Annotated in this window: 16 protein-coding genes; 7 read left to right on the top strand and 9 right to left on the bottom strand. The window is 71.7% G+C overall.

What is annotated here, in order from left to right:
• Positions 1–32 precede the first annotated feature (32 nt).
• Positions 33–518 (top strand): GtrA family protein, encoded by a 486-nt coding sequence (locus AB0J72_RS50780; RefSeq protein WP_363413715.1) that lies wholly within the window; start codon positions 33–35, stop codon positions 516–518.
• A 133-nt stretch (positions 519–651) separates the two neighbouring features.
• Positions 652–1,266, top strand: coding sequence for a GtrA family protein (locus tag AB0J72_RS50775; RefSeq protein ID WP_363413712.1), 615 nt, complete (start codon positions 652–654; stop codon positions 1,264–1,266).
• Positions 1,267–1,272: 6 nt separating this feature from the next.
• On the opposite strand, the gene AB0J72_RS50770 is transcribed toward AB0J72_RS50775, so the two are convergent.
• Both AB0J72_RS50770 and AB0J72_RS50765 read right to left on the bottom strand, forming a co-directional pair.
• Positions 1,273–1,821, bottom strand: coding sequence for a PH domain-containing protein (locus tag AB0J72_RS50770; RefSeq protein WP_344503794.1), 549 nt, complete (start codon positions 1,819–1,821; stop codon positions 1,273–1,275).
• A gap of 66 nt (positions 1,822–1,887) precedes the next feature.
• The gene (locus tag AB0J72_RS50765) at positions 1,888–2,751 is read right to left on the bottom strand and encodes a biotin--[acetyl-CoA-carboxylase] ligase (RefSeq protein ID WP_363413708.1); all 864 of its coding nucleotides are present in this window, start codon (positions 2,749–2,751) and stop codon (positions 1,888–1,890) included.
• Between AB0J72_RS50765 and AB0J72_RS50760 the strand changes: the two genes are divergently transcribed.
• On the top strand, positions 2,750–4,330 hold the full coding sequence (locus AB0J72_RS50760; protein ID WP_344504022.1) for an acyl-CoA carboxylase subunit beta: 1,581 nt from the start codon (positions 2,750–2,752) through the stop codon (positions 4,328–4,330). The genes AB0J72_RS50765 and AB0J72_RS50760 overlap by 2 nt on opposite strands.
• A 1-nt stretch (position 4,331) precedes the next feature.
• Here AB0J72_RS50760 and AB0J72_RS50755 read toward each other — a convergent pair whose 3' ends face one another.
• Together AB0J72_RS50755 and AB0J72_RS50750 are read right to left on the bottom strand one after the other, a co-directional pair.
• Positions 4,332–6,206, bottom strand: a complete 1,875-nt coding sequence (locus tag AB0J72_RS50755; RefSeq protein ID WP_363413705.1) for a serine/threonine-protein kinase — start codon at positions 6,204–6,206, stop codon at positions 4,332–4,334.
• 65 nt (positions 6,207–6,271) lie between these two features.
• Positions 6,272–8,458, bottom strand: a complete 2,187-nt coding sequence (locus AB0J72_RS50750; protein WP_363413702.1) for a hypothetical protein — start codon at positions 8,456–8,458, stop codon at positions 6,272–6,274.
• A gap of 63 nt (positions 8,459–8,521) precedes the next feature.
• On the opposite strand from AB0J72_RS50750, the gene AB0J72_RS50745 reads away from it, so the two are divergent.
• The gene (locus tag AB0J72_RS50745; RefSeq protein ID WP_363413787.1) at positions 8,522–8,737 is read left to right on the top strand and encodes an acyl-CoA carboxylase subunit epsilon; all 216 of its coding nucleotides are present in this window, start codon (positions 8,522–8,524) and stop codon (positions 8,735–8,737) included.
• Here AB0J72_RS50745 and mscL read toward each other — a convergent pair.
• On the bottom strand, positions 8,646–9,332 hold the full coding sequence (mscL, locus tag AB0J72_RS50740) for a large conductance mechanosensitive channel protein MscL (RefSeq protein WP_363413699.1): 687 nt from the start codon (positions 9,330–9,332) through the stop codon (positions 8,646–8,648). The genes AB0J72_RS50745 and mscL overlap by 92 nt on opposite strands.
• A gap of 27 nt (positions 9,333–9,359) precedes the next feature.
• On the opposite strand from mscL, the gene AB0J72_RS50735 reads away from it, so the two are divergent.
• Together AB0J72_RS50735 and AB0J72_RS50730 are read left to right on the top strand one after the other, a co-directional pair.
• Positions 9,360–9,974 carry a nucleoside triphosphate pyrophosphatase gene (locus AB0J72_RS50735; RefSeq protein WP_363413697.1) on the top strand — a complete coding sequence of 205 codons (615 nt, stop codon included), beginning with the start codon at positions 9,360–9,362 and terminating at the stop codon, positions 9,972–9,974.
• Positions 9,971–10,630, top strand: coding sequence for an O-methyltransferase (locus AB0J72_RS50730; protein ID WP_363413695.1), 660 nt, complete (start codon positions 9,971–9,973; stop codon positions 10,628–10,630). Before AB0J72_RS50735 ends, AB0J72_RS50730 begins: the two co-directional genes overlap by 4 nt.
• On the opposite strand, the gene AB0J72_RS50725 is transcribed toward AB0J72_RS50730, so the two are convergent.
• The 4 genes from AB0J72_RS50725 to AB0J72_RS50710 all read right to left on the bottom strand — a co-directional run bounded on the left by AB0J72_RS50725 (position 10,608) and on the right by AB0J72_RS50710 (position 14,307).
• Positions 10,608–11,810: an MFS transporter gene (locus tag AB0J72_RS50725; RefSeq protein ID WP_363413692.1), complete on the bottom strand. Its 1,203-nt coding sequence runs from the start codon at positions 11,808–11,810 to the stop codon at positions 10,608–10,610. The two genes, AB0J72_RS50730 and AB0J72_RS50725, sit on opposite strands and share 23 nt — an antisense overlap.
• A 78-nt stretch (positions 11,811–11,888) precedes the next feature.
• Complete coding sequence (locus AB0J72_RS50720) at positions 11,889–12,644, bottom strand: ABC transporter permease (RefSeq protein ID WP_344503803.1); 756 nt, start codon at positions 12,642–12,644, stop codon at positions 11,889–11,891.
• Positions 12,645–12,650: 6 nt separating this feature from the next.
• Positions 12,651–13,610: an ATP-binding cassette domain-containing protein gene (locus AB0J72_RS50715; RefSeq protein WP_344503804.1), complete on the bottom strand. Its 960-nt coding sequence runs from the start codon at positions 13,608–13,610 to the stop codon at positions 12,651–12,653.
• An 82-nt stretch (positions 13,611–13,692) separates the two neighbouring features.
• Positions 13,693–14,307 (bottom strand): PadR family transcriptional regulator, encoded by a 615-nt coding sequence (locus AB0J72_RS50710; RefSeq protein WP_363413688.1) that lies wholly within the window; start codon positions 14,305–14,307, stop codon positions 13,693–13,695.
• Positions 14,308–14,431: 124 nt separating this feature from the next.
• Here AB0J72_RS50710 and AB0J72_RS50705 point away from each other — a divergent pair, with 124 nt between their 5' ends.
• Positions 14,432–16,177 (top strand): biotin carboxylase N-terminal domain-containing protein, encoded by a 1,746-nt coding sequence (locus tag AB0J72_RS50705; protein ID WP_363413686.1) that lies wholly within the window; start codon positions 14,432–14,434, stop codon positions 16,175–16,177.
• The last annotated feature ends 651 nt before the right edge of the window (positions 16,178–16,828 follow it).

Raw genomic sequence — 16,828 nt, 5'->3', positions numbered from 1 at the left:
GCTGGGGTCAGCGGTGCCGTACCCTCTGCCACGTGACGGAACTGCAGTCGGTGGCGTCCGAGCCACGGCCGGGCGGCCTGCGCGGCCTGTTCGCACGCTTCGAGCACCTCGTCCACGAGCTGGGGAAGTTCGGGACGGTCGGGATCGTGGCGTTCATCGTGGACGTCGCCATCTTCAACGTGCTGCTCTTCGGCGGCACGCCGACCCTTCTGGCGAAGACGATCTCCACGGTGGTGGCGGCGACCGTCGCCTTCATCGGCAACCGGTTCTGGACCTGGCGGGACCGCGAGCGCACCAACCTGCGCCGCGAATACACGCTGTACTTCCTGTTCAACCTGGTCGGCCTGCTGATCGGCCTGCTCTGCCTGTGGGCGAGCCACTACGGGCTCGGCTCGGTGTGGCCCTGGTTCGAGGGCAAGCTCGCCGACAACATCGCGGCCAACGTGGTCGGCATGGCGTTCGGGACGCTGTTCCGTTTCTGGAGCTATCGGCAGATCGTGTTCCGAAAGACGGCCTGACCGGCATAAACTGAAGTTCAAACGCAGCGGCAGGTAACAGCCTGGTTGCGCAGGGGTCAAGATGCGGGTGAGCTGGCCCGCAGTCTGCGCCGTACCCAGGGCGATGCTTGGCGACCTACCGTAAGGTTGCACGGTGCGCCTTGCCAGCAATCTTCGCGACCGGTATGTCCCCGAGCGGCACCGCTCGCTCGTGACCGAGCTGTTCAAGTTCCTGGCGGTCGGCGGGATCAACACGATCATCGACTTCGCGGTGCTCAACCTGCTGCTGTCGATCGGCCCGCTGAAGGCGAAGATCGTCGCGGCCGTCGTGGCCACGACGGCGTCCTACTTCCTCAACCGGCAGTGGACCTACCGTCACAGCGACCGCCAGAGCATGCGGCGGGAGTACACGCTGTTCTTCGCGCTCAACGGCGTCGGCCTGCTGATCCAGAGCGCGGTCCTCGCGGTGGCGAAGTACGGGCTGGGCTTCAGCGAGACCAACAGCGCCGACCGGCTGGCCTTCAACATCGCCAGCGCGCTCGGCATCGGCATCGCGATGGTGTTCCGCTTCTGGGCGTACCGGACGTTCGTCTTCCAGACGCCGGTGGCCTCCGACGACCCGCAGGTGATCGCGGACGCCGAACTGGAGGCCGAGGTCGAGGCCCTGGAGGTGGCGCTGACCGACGTGGCCGTCGCGCCGGTGCCGCGCCACCCCGAGGAGGACGGCGCCGGCGAGCTGACCCTCAATGAACCCGCCGGCCACCGTTGACCAGAATCAGGACGCCGCGTCGTTCTTGATCTCGTCGACGAGGGCCTGCCGGTCGTCGTCGCCGAAGGTGTGCTTCTGCCGGTCCGCGTCGACCAGCTCGTAGAGCATGCTCTGGGTCTTCTCCACCTGCGGGATGTCGGTGAGCTGCACCTGACCCCGCTCACCGGCCGACTCGATGGTCAGCGTGCCGCAGCCGAGCATCCGCTCGAAGAGCGAGTGCGAGAACGACACGTCGTTGACCCGGCCCAGCGGGATGTCCCGGCCGCTGCGCGAGAACACGCCGCTGCGCATGATCACCCGCTCGTTGGTGAAGACGTAGTGCGTGGTCTTCCACTTGATCCACGGCCACACGGTGACGACGAGCACGATCACCAGGCCGACCCCGGCCGCGATCAGCGTGCCGATCATGCCCACCCCCGTGAACAGGGAAATGGCCACGACCGCGGCGGCGGTGAGGACGAACCAGAGCACCGGCAGGAACAGTGCCTTCCAGTGGGGGTGCAGGTGCAGCACCACCTGCTCGTCCTTGGTCAGGACGCTTTCCGGGAACCCCACGCCAACCTCCTCGTTCATGAATGTCGAGGTGGAGGCTAGACCGTCCCGACCCGGTGCGACATTGGCCTACCCGGTCGTCTCTGCGCGGACGTGCACCACGTCCCCGGCGGCGACCTCGTGCACCTTCCCGAACACGTCCGTGACCTGCAGCCGGCCGTCGACGTCGACGCCGGTGGCCGTGCCGTCGAGCGTGGCGCCGCCGGGAAGGTCGACCCGGACCCGCCGGCCGATGGTGCCGCAGTGGAAGAGGTACGCCTCGCGGATGCCGGAGTCGTCGCCGGCCTGCCACTGCCGGTACACCTCCTCGAACCCGCGCAACAGGGCGCGCAGCAGCGGGTCGCGGTCGGCACTGGCGGCGCCCGCGAGGGCGAGGGACGTCGCGTCGGGACGGGGCAGCTCGTGCTCGCGCAGCGTGGTGTTGAGCCCGATGCCGACCACCACCGCGCCGTCGCCGACCCCCTCCGCGAGGATGCCGGCGGTCTTGCGGTCGCCCTGCAGCAGCAGGTCGTTGGGCCACTTCAGGTAGGCGTCGAGGCGGGCGACGCGGCGCACGGAGTCGGCCAGCGCGACCCCGGTCAGGAGCGGCAGCCAGCCCCAGCGCGACACCGGCACCACCGGGCGCAGCAGGATGCTCAGCGCCAGGCCGGCCCGCGGCGGTGACTGCCACTGCCGGCCCAGCCGGCCCCGCCCCGCGGTCTGCCGCTCGGCGACGATCACCAGACCTTCGGCGGCGCCGGCCCGCGCGGCCTCGGCGGCATCGGCGTTGGTCGAGCCGGTCTCCTCGACCACGCGCAGGTCGGTCCAGAGCCCGCCGGGGACGACCAGCGCGTGCCGGAGCGCGGCTGCATGCAGCGGGGGGCGCTCCAGGTCGGTGTAAATGTTCACAGGTCGACCGTATCTCCGCCCGATTACGATGCCGAACGTGACCATTGAGCAGGCTGGTGTCGGCGCTGACATCCACACGACCGCGGGGAAGCTCGCCGATCTGGGCCGGCGGACCGACGAGGCCGTGCACGCGGGGTCCGCCCGGGCCGTGGAGAAGCAGCACGCCAGGGGCAAGAAGACCGCACGCGAGCGGATCGAGCTGCTGCTGGACCCCGGCTCGTTCGTCGAGCTCGACGAGCTGGCCAGGCACCGGTCGACCAACTTCGGGATGGAGCAGTCGCGCCCGTACGGCGACGGCGTCGTCACCGGGTACGGCACCGTCGACGGGCGGCAGATCTGCGTCTTCGCGCAGGACTTCACGATCTTCGGCGGCAGCCTCGGCGAGGTCTTCGGCGAGAAGATCGTGAAGGTCATGGACCTGGCGATGAAGATCGGCTGCCCGGTGGTCGGGATCAACGACTCCGGCGGCGCGCGCATCCAGGAGGGGGTCGTCTCGCTCGGGCTCTACGGCGAGATCTTCTTCCGCAACGTCCGGGCGTCGGGCGTCATCCCGCAGATCTCACTGATCATGGGGCCGTGCGCGGGCGGTGCGGTGTACTCCCCCGCCGTCACCGACTTCACCGTGATGGTCGACCAGACCTCGCACATGTTCATCACCGGCCCCGACGTGATCAAGACGGTGACCGGCGAGGACGTCGAGTTCGAGGAGCTGGGCGGGGCCCGGACGCACAACACCAAGTCCGGCAACGCGCACTACCTCGCCACCGACGAGGACGACGCGATCGAGTACGTGAAGGCCCTGCTGTCCTACCTGCCGTCCAACAACATGGACGACGTGCCGGTCGTGCCGCTGCCGGCCTCGCTGGAGGTGTCCGAGGACGACCTGGCGCTGGACACCGTCATCCCGGACTCGGCGAACCAGCCGTACGACATGCACACGGTCATCGAGTCGGTCGTCGAGGACTTCCTCGAGGTGCAGCCGCTGTTCGCGCAGAACATCCTGATCGGCTTCGGCCGGGTCGAGGGCCACCCGGTCGGCGTCGTGGCCAACCAGCCGATGCACTTCGCCGGCTGCCTGGACATCGACGCGTCGGAGAAGGCGGCCCGCTTCGTGCGGACCTGCGACGCGTTCAACATCCCGATCCTCACGTTCGTCGACGTGCCGGGCTTCCTGCCGGGCGCCAGCCAGGAGTGGGACGGCATCATCCGGCGCGGCGCGAAGCTCATCTACGCCTACGCCGAGGCCACCGTCCCGAAGGTCACGGTCATCACCCGGAAGGCGTACGGCGGCGCCTACGACGTCATGGGCTCCAAGCACCTCGGCGCCGACCTCAACTTCGCCTGGCCGACCGCGCAGATCGCGGTCATGGGCGCGCAGGGCGCGGTCAACATCCTGTACCGCCAGGAGCTGCGCGACGCGAAGGACCCGGCCGGCCTGCGCGCCGAGCTGATCCAGGAGTACGAGGACACCCTCGCCAACCCGTACGTGGCGGCGGAGCGCGGCTACGTCGACGGGGTCATCGCGCCGTCGGCGACTCGGGTGGAGATCGTGCGGGCGCTGCGGCTGCTGCGCACCAAGCGGGAGACCCTGCCGCCGAAGAAGCACGGCAACATCCCGCTGTAGGTCAGGCCGTCACCCTGAACGACACCTTGATGATGTTGAACTTGTTGACGGTGGCGGAGTCTTCCCACTGCGCGTCCGGGGTCTGCCAGTAGATGGCGTGGCCCCGGCCCGGGTTGACCCGGCAGCCCATGTTGGAGATGTGCAGGCGGCCGCTGGGCGCCGTGTACCGCCACTGCCAGTCCGCGCAGGCCCAGCCGTCCCGGAAGTTGACCGTGCCGATCCCGACCTGCTCGTAGCCCGGGTACATCCCGTCCTTGAGCCGCGCCGCCTCCTGCTCGCGCCAGTCGGCGGCCGGGTCGCCCTTCGGCGGGTTGAAGGAGGTGTCGATCGCCACCTCCCACCGGCCGTCGAGCGGGTCGACGAACGAGATCATCGACGGGTAGCTGGGCTTCTTCACCGTGCGCACCCAGCCGTCCGGCACCGCGACCGCCCAGCCGTACTTGGCGTCGGTCTCCCAGTGGAAGCCGGCCGGCAGGTCCATCACGGTGCCGCCGAAGGTGCCGCGGACGTCCGGCGACGCGCTCGCGGCGGGGCTGCCCGACGCCGGGCCCGCGGCGCCGGACGTGGCGGGCCCGGCCCCCAGCCCGGTGGCCTGCGCGCCGGTCGGCAGCGTCTGCGGCGGGTCGTCGCCCGAGTCGGCGATCAGAATCACGGCCCCGACGAGCAGGGCCAGCGCGACGAGGACCGCGGCGATCCAGCGGCCGCGGTGCTGGCCGGGCGGCACCGTCGCGACGTCGTCGCTGACCGGCACCACCACGGGGGCGGGAACCGCACCGCGGGAGTAGAGGCCGGCGCCGACGGGCGCGCTGCCGCGGGCCTTGCCGGGGAAGTCGATCCGGGCCGCGGCGTCCTCGGCGACCTGCGCCGGGCTGTCCTGGTCCAGGCCCGCGGGCGGCGAGCTGACCGGCGCCTCCGGCCGCGGCGACCCCCCGCCGAGCGGGTGCGACGAGCCTCGCGACGGGCCGCTGGAGGAGCTGCGCAGGCCCGAAGGGTGGCCTTCCCGCGAGCGGCGCGGCCGGGGCAGCGCGGGCAGGGTCCAGGACCAGGCGCGGCCCTCCCCCGACGCGGCCCGCTGCAGCAGCCGCTCGGTCTCGGCGACGGCGGCGCGCGCCTTCGGGTCCTTGCGCAGCAGCGCGTTGAGGACCGGCTTCAGCACGCCCGCGCGGGTCGGCGGGTCGGGGTCCTCGGTCGCGAGGGCCGTCAGCGTCGCGTACGTCGTGGAGCGCGCGTACGGCGAGCGGCCCTCGACGGCCGCGTAGAGCGTGGCACCGAGCGACCACAGGTCGGACTCCGGTCCGGAGGTGCCCTCTCGCGCGCGCTCCGGGGAGATGTACTGCGGTGACCCGAGGATCAGGCCGGGTCGGGTGACGGCGCCGTCGCCGCCCTCGAAGACCGCGAGGCCGAAGTCGGTGAGCACCACCCGGCCCGTGTCGGCGAGCAGCACGTTGCCGGGCTTCACGTCGCGGTGCAGCACCCCGGCGGCGTGCGCGGCCTTCAGCGCGTTGAGCACGGCGAGCCCGATCTGCGCGACCCGCTCCGGCGGCAGCGGCCCGTCGTCGGTGATCACCTGATGGAGTGACCGCGACGGCACGTACTCCATCACGATCCACGGTGCCTGCTCGGTCTGCACGACGTCGTAGATCCGCACGACGTTCGCGTCGTTGAGGCGGGCCGCGGCGCGGGCCTCCCGGAGGGTGCGCAGCCGCAGCTCCTCGCGCTCCTCGGCGGTCAGCCCCTCGGGCGGGATGACCTCCTTGATCGCGACGTCGCGGCGCAGCATCTCGTCGCGGGCGAGCCACACCCGGCCCATGCCACCGGCGCCGAGCGACTCGATCAATCGATAGCGCTCAGCAATCAGGGACGTGGACTGCGTCATCACCACAGACGCTACCGAACGAGCGCACGTTCCAGACAGCCCGGACCTGGGCGAGATCACCCGTCTCAGTCGGTGCGGGACCGCAAGACCATGATCAATAGGATGACGAGACCGATACCGACCAGACCGGCGCCGATCAGAGCCACCGGCAGGACCCGGAACGTGTCGAGGACCTTCTGCTGGGTCGGTGCCCTGTCGTCGGCGGTGAAGGTCACCGTGACCGTCACCGTGTACAGGTCGACGTCGGCGCCGGCCTCCTCGCCGACGACGACGGTGCCGGGGATCGGCAGCGGCGCGTTGCCCGGCGCGGGGTCGACCGTCGCGCCGACGGCCACCGCGGCGCCGGGCGCGGCGGGTGTCGCCGGGCGCTGCACCGTGCACTTCGCCGGGTCCAGGAAGCCCAGCGGCGTGGGCAGCGACGCCTCGCTGTTGTCGTCCCCGGGCAGCACGACCCGGCCGGTCGAGCCGTCGGTGCAGTCCACATCCAGCACGATCGGGCCGTCGCGGCCGCTGGTGCTGCCCGCGAAGCGGACCGTGACCTGCAGCTGGTGCGCCTCGACGAACAGGTAGGACGCGGTGCACTTCGCGGCGGGCACGGCGGCGGTGAGCGGCACGACGTCGGCGCCGACGTTGGGCACGTCCTGCGACTCGCCCGGGTCGCAGGCGAACGAGCTCAGCCGCCAGCTGCCCTCGACCGTCGCCAGGGGCGGCAGCGGGGTCACCACGTAGTCGCCGAGCGGCAGCGCCGCCGGGATGCCCTGGGCGATCGCGGCCTCGCCGAACGCGGTCGTGGTCGCCACCCCGGACCAGCCGGGCGAGCCCTCGCCGCGCGGCGCGATGACGAACGACGCCGCGCCGATCCCGCCGACCGTCACCGACCGCAGCTGGATGCTGCCGCCCTTGCGGGTCACCCGCAGCGCGCAGTCGGTCGGGGCGCCGGCGGCGATCATGACGGTGACGGACATGCCCTCCGGCTTGAGCTCGGTCGACCCGCAGCCGACCCCGGTCAGCGACCACGCGTCGGTCTCGCCGGCCGGGGCGGTGAGCGTCACCGGATACGCCCCCGGCAGCAGCGTGCTCAGGTCGGCGCCGGTCGCGACGGTGGCGGAGCCGTCACCTGCCGGCGCGGCCTGCAGCAGGCGCGGCGGGTCGGCGCCGCCGCCCGAGGCGACGGACAGGTTGAACGCGCCGCCGGGCGCGTCGCCGAACAGCCGCAGCGTCAGCCCCGGCGGCGCGACCGGCGGGGTGTAGGTGAACGTGCAGGTGACGACCTCGCCGGGGGCGAGCGTGACGGTGGCGGCGCCCGTCGGCAGGTCGGTGGCGGTGAGGCTGCGCCCGGCACCGCTCTTGCCGCAGCTCAGGTCGGTGAGCGTCCAGCCCGCCGGGGTCCGCGACACGACCGTGCCGGGCTGGCCGCCGGAGCTGCGCACCAGGGTCGCGTCGGTCTTCGCGTCGGCGTAGATCCGCTTGTCGGCGGCGTAGCTGGCGGAGGCGTCGAAGGCGAACCGCTGCTGGTAGCCGGCCGGGGCCGTCGTGCGGGCCTTCACCACGAGCGTGGCCGGGGCCTGCGCGGACTTCACGTAGTACGCGAAGCAGAGCACGTGCCGCGCCCCGGCGGGGAAGCCGAGCCACTGGACGTTGCCGCCGGCGTGGCCGTCGGCGCCGCAGCGCAGGACGCCGAACCCGTGCCCGGGCAGCGCCGCGGCGAGCAGCGGGTCGCCCGGCGTGCCGCCCTGCACCCACAGCTGCCGGTGCGAGGAGGCGCTCGCCTGCTCCGGGGTCAGCTGCAGGGTGACCGCGCCGTCGATGAGCTTGTCGGTCTTGTGGCCGGCCGCGTCCAGCAGCGGCACCTGGGCGGCGGTCGCGCCGGAGTCGACCGCCGGCATGGTCACCGTCGACAGCGCGCCCTTCTTCTCCTGCCCGGGCCCCAGCGAGAAGTGCCAGCCGGGCAGGGCGGTGCAGCCGGCCCCGTTGGCCGCCTCGACGGCCGGGTCGACCGCCTGGCCGTCCTTGTAGGCGCTGGCGCGGCCGGGGGCGGACGCCGCCTCGATGCGGTCGTCGCGGACCCGGTTGGCCATGACGTCGTCGTACGAGCCGCAGGAGCGCGCCGCGAACGTGATCTGATACCGCAGCGACGCGGACACCGACGCCGGCTGCTCGCCCTCACGCGCTGCGGACACCCCGGGCAGCAGTACCGCGAGGAGCGCGCCGACGATGAGCATCGATGCGGCCCGGAATGGGGCGTTTGTCAATGCGCCCCCCAAGCTCGCCATCGACTCCCGTTCCGCTTGAGTATGCGCCGCCGATGCATGCGTATGCTCGCAGGACGGCAACGTTTCGCGTACTTTCCGGGAGGTCCTGTGGCCGAGGAACCGCTGTTCAAGGTCGTCCGCGGCACGCCGACGGCCGAGGAGGTCGCGGCGATCGTCGGGGTGCTCTTCAGCCGTCCCGCCGCTGCGGCGGTGGCTCCTCAGCCGGTGTCGCACTGGCGCCAGAGCGCCCGGCCGGCGGCTCGTCCCCGCTGGCGCTAGCGCCGCCACCCGCCGGAGGCTCGCCGGCAGTGGGATCGTTCACAGGGGGCTCGCTGACAGGCGGCTCGCCCGCCGGTGGCCGGCCGGTCGGCGGGCGCCGGCGTGGGATGACGATCGGCGGCAGGGCCGGCAGCGTCGGCCAGCGGCGGGCCTCGCGCTCGTCCTGCAGGAGCTCGGCCTGGGCGAGCGTCGGCAGGTCCTCGACCAGTTGCTGCCCGCACGAGCGGCAGATCAGCGCCGCGGCCGGCACCCGGTCGTAGCAGAACGGGCACTGCCGCTGGTCCAGCGACCTGCCCCGCTCCACGCCGATCCAGGTCATGAACTTGATGATCACGAACAGGGCGACCGCCAGCAGGATGAACTGCAGCAGGTCGTTGAGGAACACGCCGTACTTGATCGGCGTGCGGTGCACCGTGATCTTCAGCTGCTGGAAGTCGGGCTCGCCGACCACGGCGGCGACCGCCTGCAGGAACAGGTTGGTGACGAAGGACTGGACGAGCGTGGCGAAGGCCGATCCGATGATGAAGCCGAGCGCCAGGTCCAGGACCGAGCCGCCGATCGCGATCGCCTTGAACTCCGCCCAGAGCTTCCGCATGGCCGCGATGGTACTAACGTCCGTCCCGTGAAGACGTTCATCCTCGCCTCTGCCAGCCCCGCCCGCCGCCGGCTGCTGCAGGCCGCCGGAATCGAGCCGCGGGTCATCGTGAGCGGTGTCGACGAGTCCGCGATCCAGGCGGCCGGCGGCGCCGCCCTCGCCGGCACGCTCGCCGAGCTCAAGGCCCTCGCCGTCGCCGAGTCAGCCGGGGTGGCGGGCACCGACGCTCTGGTCATGGGGTGCGACTCGGTGCTCGAGCTCGACGGCGACGTGCTCGGCAAGCCGGCCGACGCCGACGAGGCGGTCGCCCGCTGGAAGGCGATGCGCGGCCGCTCCGGTGTGCTGTACACCGGCCACTGCCTGGTCGACGCCGAGTCCGGCAGCAACACGTCGAAGACCGTCGGCACCGTCGTGCACTTCGCGGAGCCCGACGACGAGGAGATCGCCGCGTACGTGGCGACGGGCGAGCCGCTGCACGTGGCCGGCGCGTTCACCATCGACGGGCTCGGCGGCGTGTTCGTCGACCGGATCGAGGGCGACCACGGCAACGTCGTGGGCCTGTCGCTGCCGACGCTGCGGGTGCTGCTGTCGATCCTCGGGGTCCGCATCACCGACTTCTGGCGGGGCAGGATCGAATCATGACGAGACAGACACTTGCCCTCACCGACGCGCTGCACGCGTATGTCGTCGCCAACGGCAGCGAGCCCGACGAACTGGTCCGCGACCTGATCGAGGAGACCGCGGCGGCGCTGCCGCGCGACGCGGGCATGCAGGTCGCGCCGGAGCAGGCGGCGCTGCTGACGATGCTCACCCGGATCAGCGGCGCCCGGCAGGCCCTGGAGATCGGCACGTTCACCGGGCTGTCGTCGATCGCGATCGCCCGCGGCCTCGCCGACGGCGGCCGGCTGACCTGCCTGGACGTGTCGGAGGAGTTCACGTCGATCGCCCGGCGGTACTGGCGGCGCGGCGGCCTCGACGACCGCATCGAGCTGCGGATCGGGCCGGCCGCGGAGACCCTCGGCGCGCTGCCGGCCGAGCCGCACCTCGACCTGACCTTCATCGACGCGGACAAGACCGGCTACCTCGGCTACTGGGAGGCGGTCGTGCCCCGGACGCGGCCCGGCGGCCTGATCCTGGTGGACAACGTGCTGCGCCACGGGCACGTGCTCGACCCGGACCCGGGCGACCACGGCACCCTCGCGATCGTCGAGTTCAACCAGCGGGTCCTCGCCGACGACCGGGTCGAGTCGGTGCTCATCCCGATCGCCGACGGGCTCACACTGGCTCGGCGGCTCTGACCGGCGCCGCGGTCTGCGCGGTGATCAGGGTGGCGCGCCCCGTGAGTCTCTCCAGGCGCGCCACCACCGCGGCGCTCAGCAGCAGGAACGCCGGCACGAGCAGGAACGCGGTGTGCGGCCCGACCCGGTCGGCGAGCGAGCCCAGCGCGAACGGCGCCACCGCGAACGAGATCCCGACGGCGAACGAGGCCCGGGCCGCGGCCAGGTCCGGCTGCCCGTCGGAGTGGGCGAGGGCGAGGCCGATCCCGAGCGGGTAGTGCAGGCCGCAGCCGAGCCCGCAGCCGAACAGGCCCGCCATCGCCAGCCAGGGCACGGTCGCCGACCAGAACAGCGCGAACCCGGCGGCGGACACGGCGAGCGCCGCCAGGAGCATGCGGGTCGGGCGGTACCGCAGCAGCAGCCGCCCGCCGACGACCCTCCCGGTCACCATCCCGGCGATCATGGTCGACACGGCCGCCGTCGCCACCCCGGCGGACACGTGGGCGTGGTCGCGGAGCACGTCGCTGCCCCACAGCGTCAGGCAGACCTCCACCGAACCGGTCGCGAACAGGCTGGTCGCGGCCAGCCAGTAGGTGGCGGGGAGCCGGCGGGCGCGCCTACCGTCGGCGGTGCCGTGCTGGAGCGGCTCGGGTGCCCGTACACCGGCGAACACCGCCAACAGGACGGTGGGGACCACCACGAGGACCAGCCCGGCCCGCCACCCGAGACCGGTGCCGTAGGCGAGCCCGACGACCAGCGGCGCGACCAGGCCGACGGCGGCCGCGGCGGCGTTGGCCTCGCTGATCGCGGCCGGCCCGGCGGTCCCGTGGTGCTCGGTGAGCGCCGCGACGATGCCGTTGACCAGCAACGACCCGCCGAAGCTCGCGAGGGTGGCGAACGTCAGGGTCAGCGCCAGGTGGTGCGCGGCGAACATGCCCGCGGCGGCGCCGCTGATCAGCGTCAGGCCGGCCCAGATGAGGCGGTGCCGCCCGTACCGGCGGGTCAACGCCGGAATGACGGCGCCGCCGACGATGCCGCCGACGGCGAACCCGGTCCCGTGCAGGCTCGCGAGGGTCCTGCTGATGTGCAGCTCGTCGCGCAGCAGCGGGGCGACCGGCCCGAACCCGTAGAGGAAGTAGCACCACAGGGACAGCTGGACGTAGATCACCCAGGTGAGGCGGTCGCGGACGAGTTTGGGCACCGCCTGACGGTGTCACGGCCCCTCCCGTGGTGGAAGGGGCCGTGACGGTGATTGTCGTTACCGGTAAAGTTGACCGGCCTAACGGACGCCCCTGGCGAAGGCGCGGGAGGCCCAGACCACGGTGATCAGGGTCAGACCGCCGATGACGACGCCCGCCTGCCAGACCGAGTCGGCGCCGGGGTTTCCGGCGAAGAGGGCCCGGACGCCGTCGGTGGCCCACGAGAACGGGTTCCAGTCGGCGACGCGCTTGAGCCACGCCGGGGCGAACGTGAGCGGCAGCAGGATGCCGGCGGTCAGCAGCAGCGGCTGCGAGATCGTGTTCAGCAGCGGCGCGAGGGCGTCCTCGCTGCGCAGCTTCAGCGAGATCGCGTAGGAGAACGCCGACAGCATCAGCGAGATGACCGCCATCAGCGCGAACGCGGCGAGCACGTCCAGGACGCCGACGCTCAGGCCGAACCCGACCGCGACGATGACGATGAGCGCCGCCTGGAACAGCAGCGACACGACGTCGCGCAGCGAGCGGCCGACCAGCAGCGCCAGGCGGCTGACCGGGGTGACCCGGCTCCGCTCGATGACGCCCGCGCGCAGCTCGGCGATCAGCCCGAAGCCGGTGAACAGCGAGCCGAACATGGCCAGCAGCACCAGCAGGCCCGGCACGAACAGCTCGTAGGCCTCGGCGTTGGTCTTCACGCCGAGCGCCGGCTTCAGCAGCGGCGCGAAGAGCAGAAGGTAGAAGAGCGGCTGGATGACCCCGACGATCAGCCACACCGGCTGGCGGAGCATGAGCTGCATCTGGCGGGCGAAGACGAGCCAGGTGTCACGGAGGAATTTCATCGCTGCTCAGCTTTCCCGAAGTGAACGGCCGGTCTTGGTGAGGAAGACGTCATCGAGGCTGGGGCGGTGCAGCTCCATCTGGGTGAGCTGCACGCCGGCGTGGTCGAGCACGCGGAGGATGTGCGGGATCGCGACGGCGCCCTCGTCCACGTACAGCCGGAGCTCGTTCTTGGCGTGTTCTTCGAGCTTGCGGACGTAGTCCTGGTTCCTGAGCAGCGCGATCGCCGTTTCAGCGGATGCTCCGGCGGTGCCGACGGTCACGACGTCGCCGGCGACCTCGCGCTTGAGCGCGTCGACCGTGCCCTCGGTGACGATCTCGCCGTGGTCCATGATCGCGATCCGGTCGCAGAGCGCGTCGGCCTCGTCGAGGTAGTGGGTGGTGATGAAGACCGTCATGCCCTCGGCGCGCAGGCGGCGCACCTCGTCCCACATGTGGGCGCGGCTCTGCGGGTCGAGGCCGGTGGTCGGCTCGTCGAGGAAGACGACCTTCGGCCCGTGGATGATGCCGAGCGCGATGTCGACCCGCCGGCGCTGGCCGCCGGAGTAGGTCTTGGTCTTGCGGTCGGCGTACTCGGTGAGCTGGAACGCCGCGAGCGCCTTGTCGGCCCGCTCGAGCGCCTCGGCCTTGTGGATGCCGTAGAAGCGGGCCTGCAGGACCAGCTCCTCGCGCGCGGTGCTCTCGTCCCAGGTGCTGCCGCCCTGGGCGACGTAACCGATCCGGCGGCGGACCTCGCCCGGGTGCTTGAGCAGGTCGGCGCCGGCGATGACCGCCTCGCCGCCGTCGGGCGTGATGAGCGTGGCCAGCATCCGCAGCGTCGTGGTCTTGCCGGCGCCGTTGGGGCCGAGGAACCCGTAGATCTCCCCCTCCCGGACGGAGAGGTCGACCCCCCGGACCGCCTCGACGACCTTGGTCTCCCGACCGGCCCGTGAGCGGTACGACTTCCGCAGACCCTTCGTCTCGATCATGACGGTCTCCCCTGTCGTCTGTGTGCTACGCGGGTCAACCTAACGCGATATAAACCACTAGTCAAGCGCGTTATATCGCGTTTTAAACCTCATCCTCGTCGTCCTGCGGGTCGCCGAACTGCTCACGGATCGCCGCGCGCCAGGCATCGGGGCTCTGCCCACCCTCGTTGAAGTGCGCACCCTCGCCGGCCTCGACCCGCGCGGCCACGTCCTGGCACCAGCGGGCCTCCGCCTCGGCGCGCACCGCCGTGAGCTCCAGCTGCCAGCCCACGTGCGGCGGTTTGTCGGCGATCCACTCGTCGATACTGTCGCGATAGGTTGCAACCCAGTCGTTGAGGAGCCGCGCCCTGGCCCGCAGCGCGCCGACCGCCTCGGGGCGCGGCAGCGACGGCAGGAAAGCGAAGGCGGCCTGGAAGGGGTCGACCGGCTCCGCGTACTCCCACCAGTACCGGCGCAGCATGGCCTGATACTCGACCTCGCCGGCCTTGGTCAGCTGGTACCTCGTGCGGGCCGGACGCCCGTCCACCTGCTCGGTGTCGACCGCCTCGAGCAGGCCCTCCTCGGCCAGCTTGCGCAACGCGTGATAGATCGACCCCGGCTGGACGTTGGCCCAGCTCTCCACGTTCCAGCTGGTCAGCTCCTTGCGGATGTCGTAACCGTGGACGGGCTGCAGGTAGGAGATCAACCCCATGATCATCAAACGCGTAGTAGACACGACATAAGCTTAATAGGGTTGATTTGACTATGACATTGTTGGCAGCGGGACTTGTCGTACAGGTCGCTTAGACTGCGGCTGAGGGTTACCCAAGGGAGCGTTCAGCGTGCGCAAGGTTCTGATTGCCAACCGGGGCGAGATCGCCGTCCGCGTCATCCGCGCCTGCCAGGACGCCGGCCTGGCCAGCGTCGCGATCTATGCGGACTCCGACCGCGACGCGCTGCACACCCGCCTCGCCGACGAGGCCTATGCCCTCGGCGGCGACACCCCCGGCACGTCCTACCTGCGCATCGAGAAGGTCGTCGAGGTCGCCCTCGCCGCGGGCGCCGACGCCGTCCACCCCGGCTACGGGTTCCTGTCCGAGAACGCGGACTTCGCCCAGGCCGTCATCGACGCCGGGCTGACCTGGATCGGCCCGGCCCCGCAGGCGATCCGCGACCTCGGCGACAAGGTCACCGCCCGGCACATCGCCCAGCGCGCCGGCGCGCCCCTCGTCCCCGGCACCGCCGAGCCCGCCCGCGACGCCGACGAGATCGTCGCGTTCGCCCGCGAGCACGGCCTGCCCGTCGCCATCAAGGCCGCCTTCGGCGGCGGCGGCCGCGGCCTGAAGGTCGCCCGCACGCTGGAGGAGATCCCGGCGCTCTTCGAGTCCGCGACCCGCGAGGCGGTCGCCGCGTTCGGGCGGGGCGAGTGCTTCGTCGAGCGCTACCTGGACCAGCCCCGCCACGTCGAGGCCCAGGTCCTCGCCGACCAGCACGGCAACGTGATCGTCGTCGGCACCCGCGACTGCTCCCTGCAGCGCCGCCACCAGAAGCTCGTCGAGGAGGCGCCCGCGCCGTTCCTCACCGACGCCCAGCGCGCCCAGATCCACGAGTCGGCGAAGGCGATCTGCCGCGAGGCGGGCTACCACGGCGCCGGCACCGTCGAGTATCTCGTCGGCAACGACGGCACCATCTCCTTCCTCGAGGTCAACACCCGCCTCCAGGTCGAGCACCCGGTCAGCGAGGAGACCGCCGGCATCGACCTGGTCCGCGAGCAGTTCCGGGTCGCCGACGGCGAGAAGCTCCGCTTCGACGAGGACCCCACCCCGCGCGGCCACTCCATCGAGTTCCGCATCAACGGCGAGGACCCGGGCCGCGGCTTCCTGCCCGCCCCCGGCACCGTCACCACCCTGCGCCTGCCCACCGGCCCCGGCGTCCGCGTCGACACCGGCATCGAGTCCGGCAGCGTCATCGGCGGCAACTTCGACTCTCTCCTCGCCAAGGTCATCATCACCGGCGAGACCCGCGAGCAGGCCCTGGAGCGGGCCCGCCGCGCCCTGGACGAGATGGTCGTCGACGGCATGGCCACCGCCCTGCCCTTCCACCGCGCCGTCCTGCGCGACGAGGCCTTCACCGACTCCCCCTTCCGGGTGCACACCCGCTGGATCGAGACCGAGTGGGTCAACACGGTGCCGCCGTTCACCGCCCCCTCCGGCGACCTGCCCGCCGCCGAGGAGCGCTCGACGGTGGTCGTCGAGGTCGGCGGGAAGCGGTTGGAGGTGTCGCTGCCCGCGGGCTTCGGCGCCGGCCCCGCCGCCGCCGGCTCGCCGGCCCCGCGCCGCCGCTCGGGCACCAAGAAGCAGTCGGGCGCCGCGAGCGGCGACGCCCTCACCAGCCCCATGCAGGGCACGATCGTGAAGATCGTCGTGGCCGAGGGCGACACGGTCGCCGAGGGTGACCTGATCGTCGTCCTGGAGGCGATGAAGATGGAGCAACCCCTCAACGCCCACAAGTCGGGTGTCGTCACCGACCTCTCCGCCACCGTCGGCGAGGTCGTCTCCGCCGGCGCCGTCATCGCCACCCTGAAGTAGCCGCCTCCACCACGCAGCCGCGCCACTCCAGCACCCGGCACCGCCGCACAAGCCCCGCGGTTCCGGTGGCGGGCCCGCGTCCTCACCGGCGACATTGCCGCAACCACCTCCGCCCCGGCCGGCATCGTTCGGCGGGCCCCATGACCGATCCCCCGGGCGGAAGCTCTAAGGCGGATCTGGCCTGGTGAGCCCCTGTCCGCCGAGCACCACCAGCATGATCGACGGACGGATCCGGCCACCCACACGACCAGAACCGTCCCTGGATCACGACGGGAGGCACCGGCAACCCCGGCAGCCCCCAAGGCGAGCCTCCATCACCGCCGACCGGACAAAGCGGATCAATCGGCAGAATTACTCCACCACGAGGCATGCCACACCCGCTCAGGGCCCACGACCGCGAACACCGCACCACTGGACGCGGCGGCACACCGCAGTCGGCCACTCAAGCAGCCCTGACCACCACACCCCGCACGGCTCACCTCCCCGACCAATGATCAAAGGACAGATCCGGCCATCCACACGACCAGAACCGTCCTTGGATCACGACGGAAGGCACCAGCGAACCCGGCAAGCCCCGGACCGACCTCCACCACCACCGACCCGACACAGCGGATCAACCACCATCAGCATGATCGACGGACGGATCCGGCC

It is taken from the genome of Dactylosporangium sp. NPDC049742 (assembly GCF_040674675.1).
GTDB classification, from domain to species: domain Bacteria; phylum Actinomycetota; class Actinomycetes; order Mycobacteriales; family Micromonosporaceae; genus Dactylosporangium; species Dactylosporangium maewongense.
This window is presented reverse-complemented; position numbering and strand designations above follow the sequence as displayed.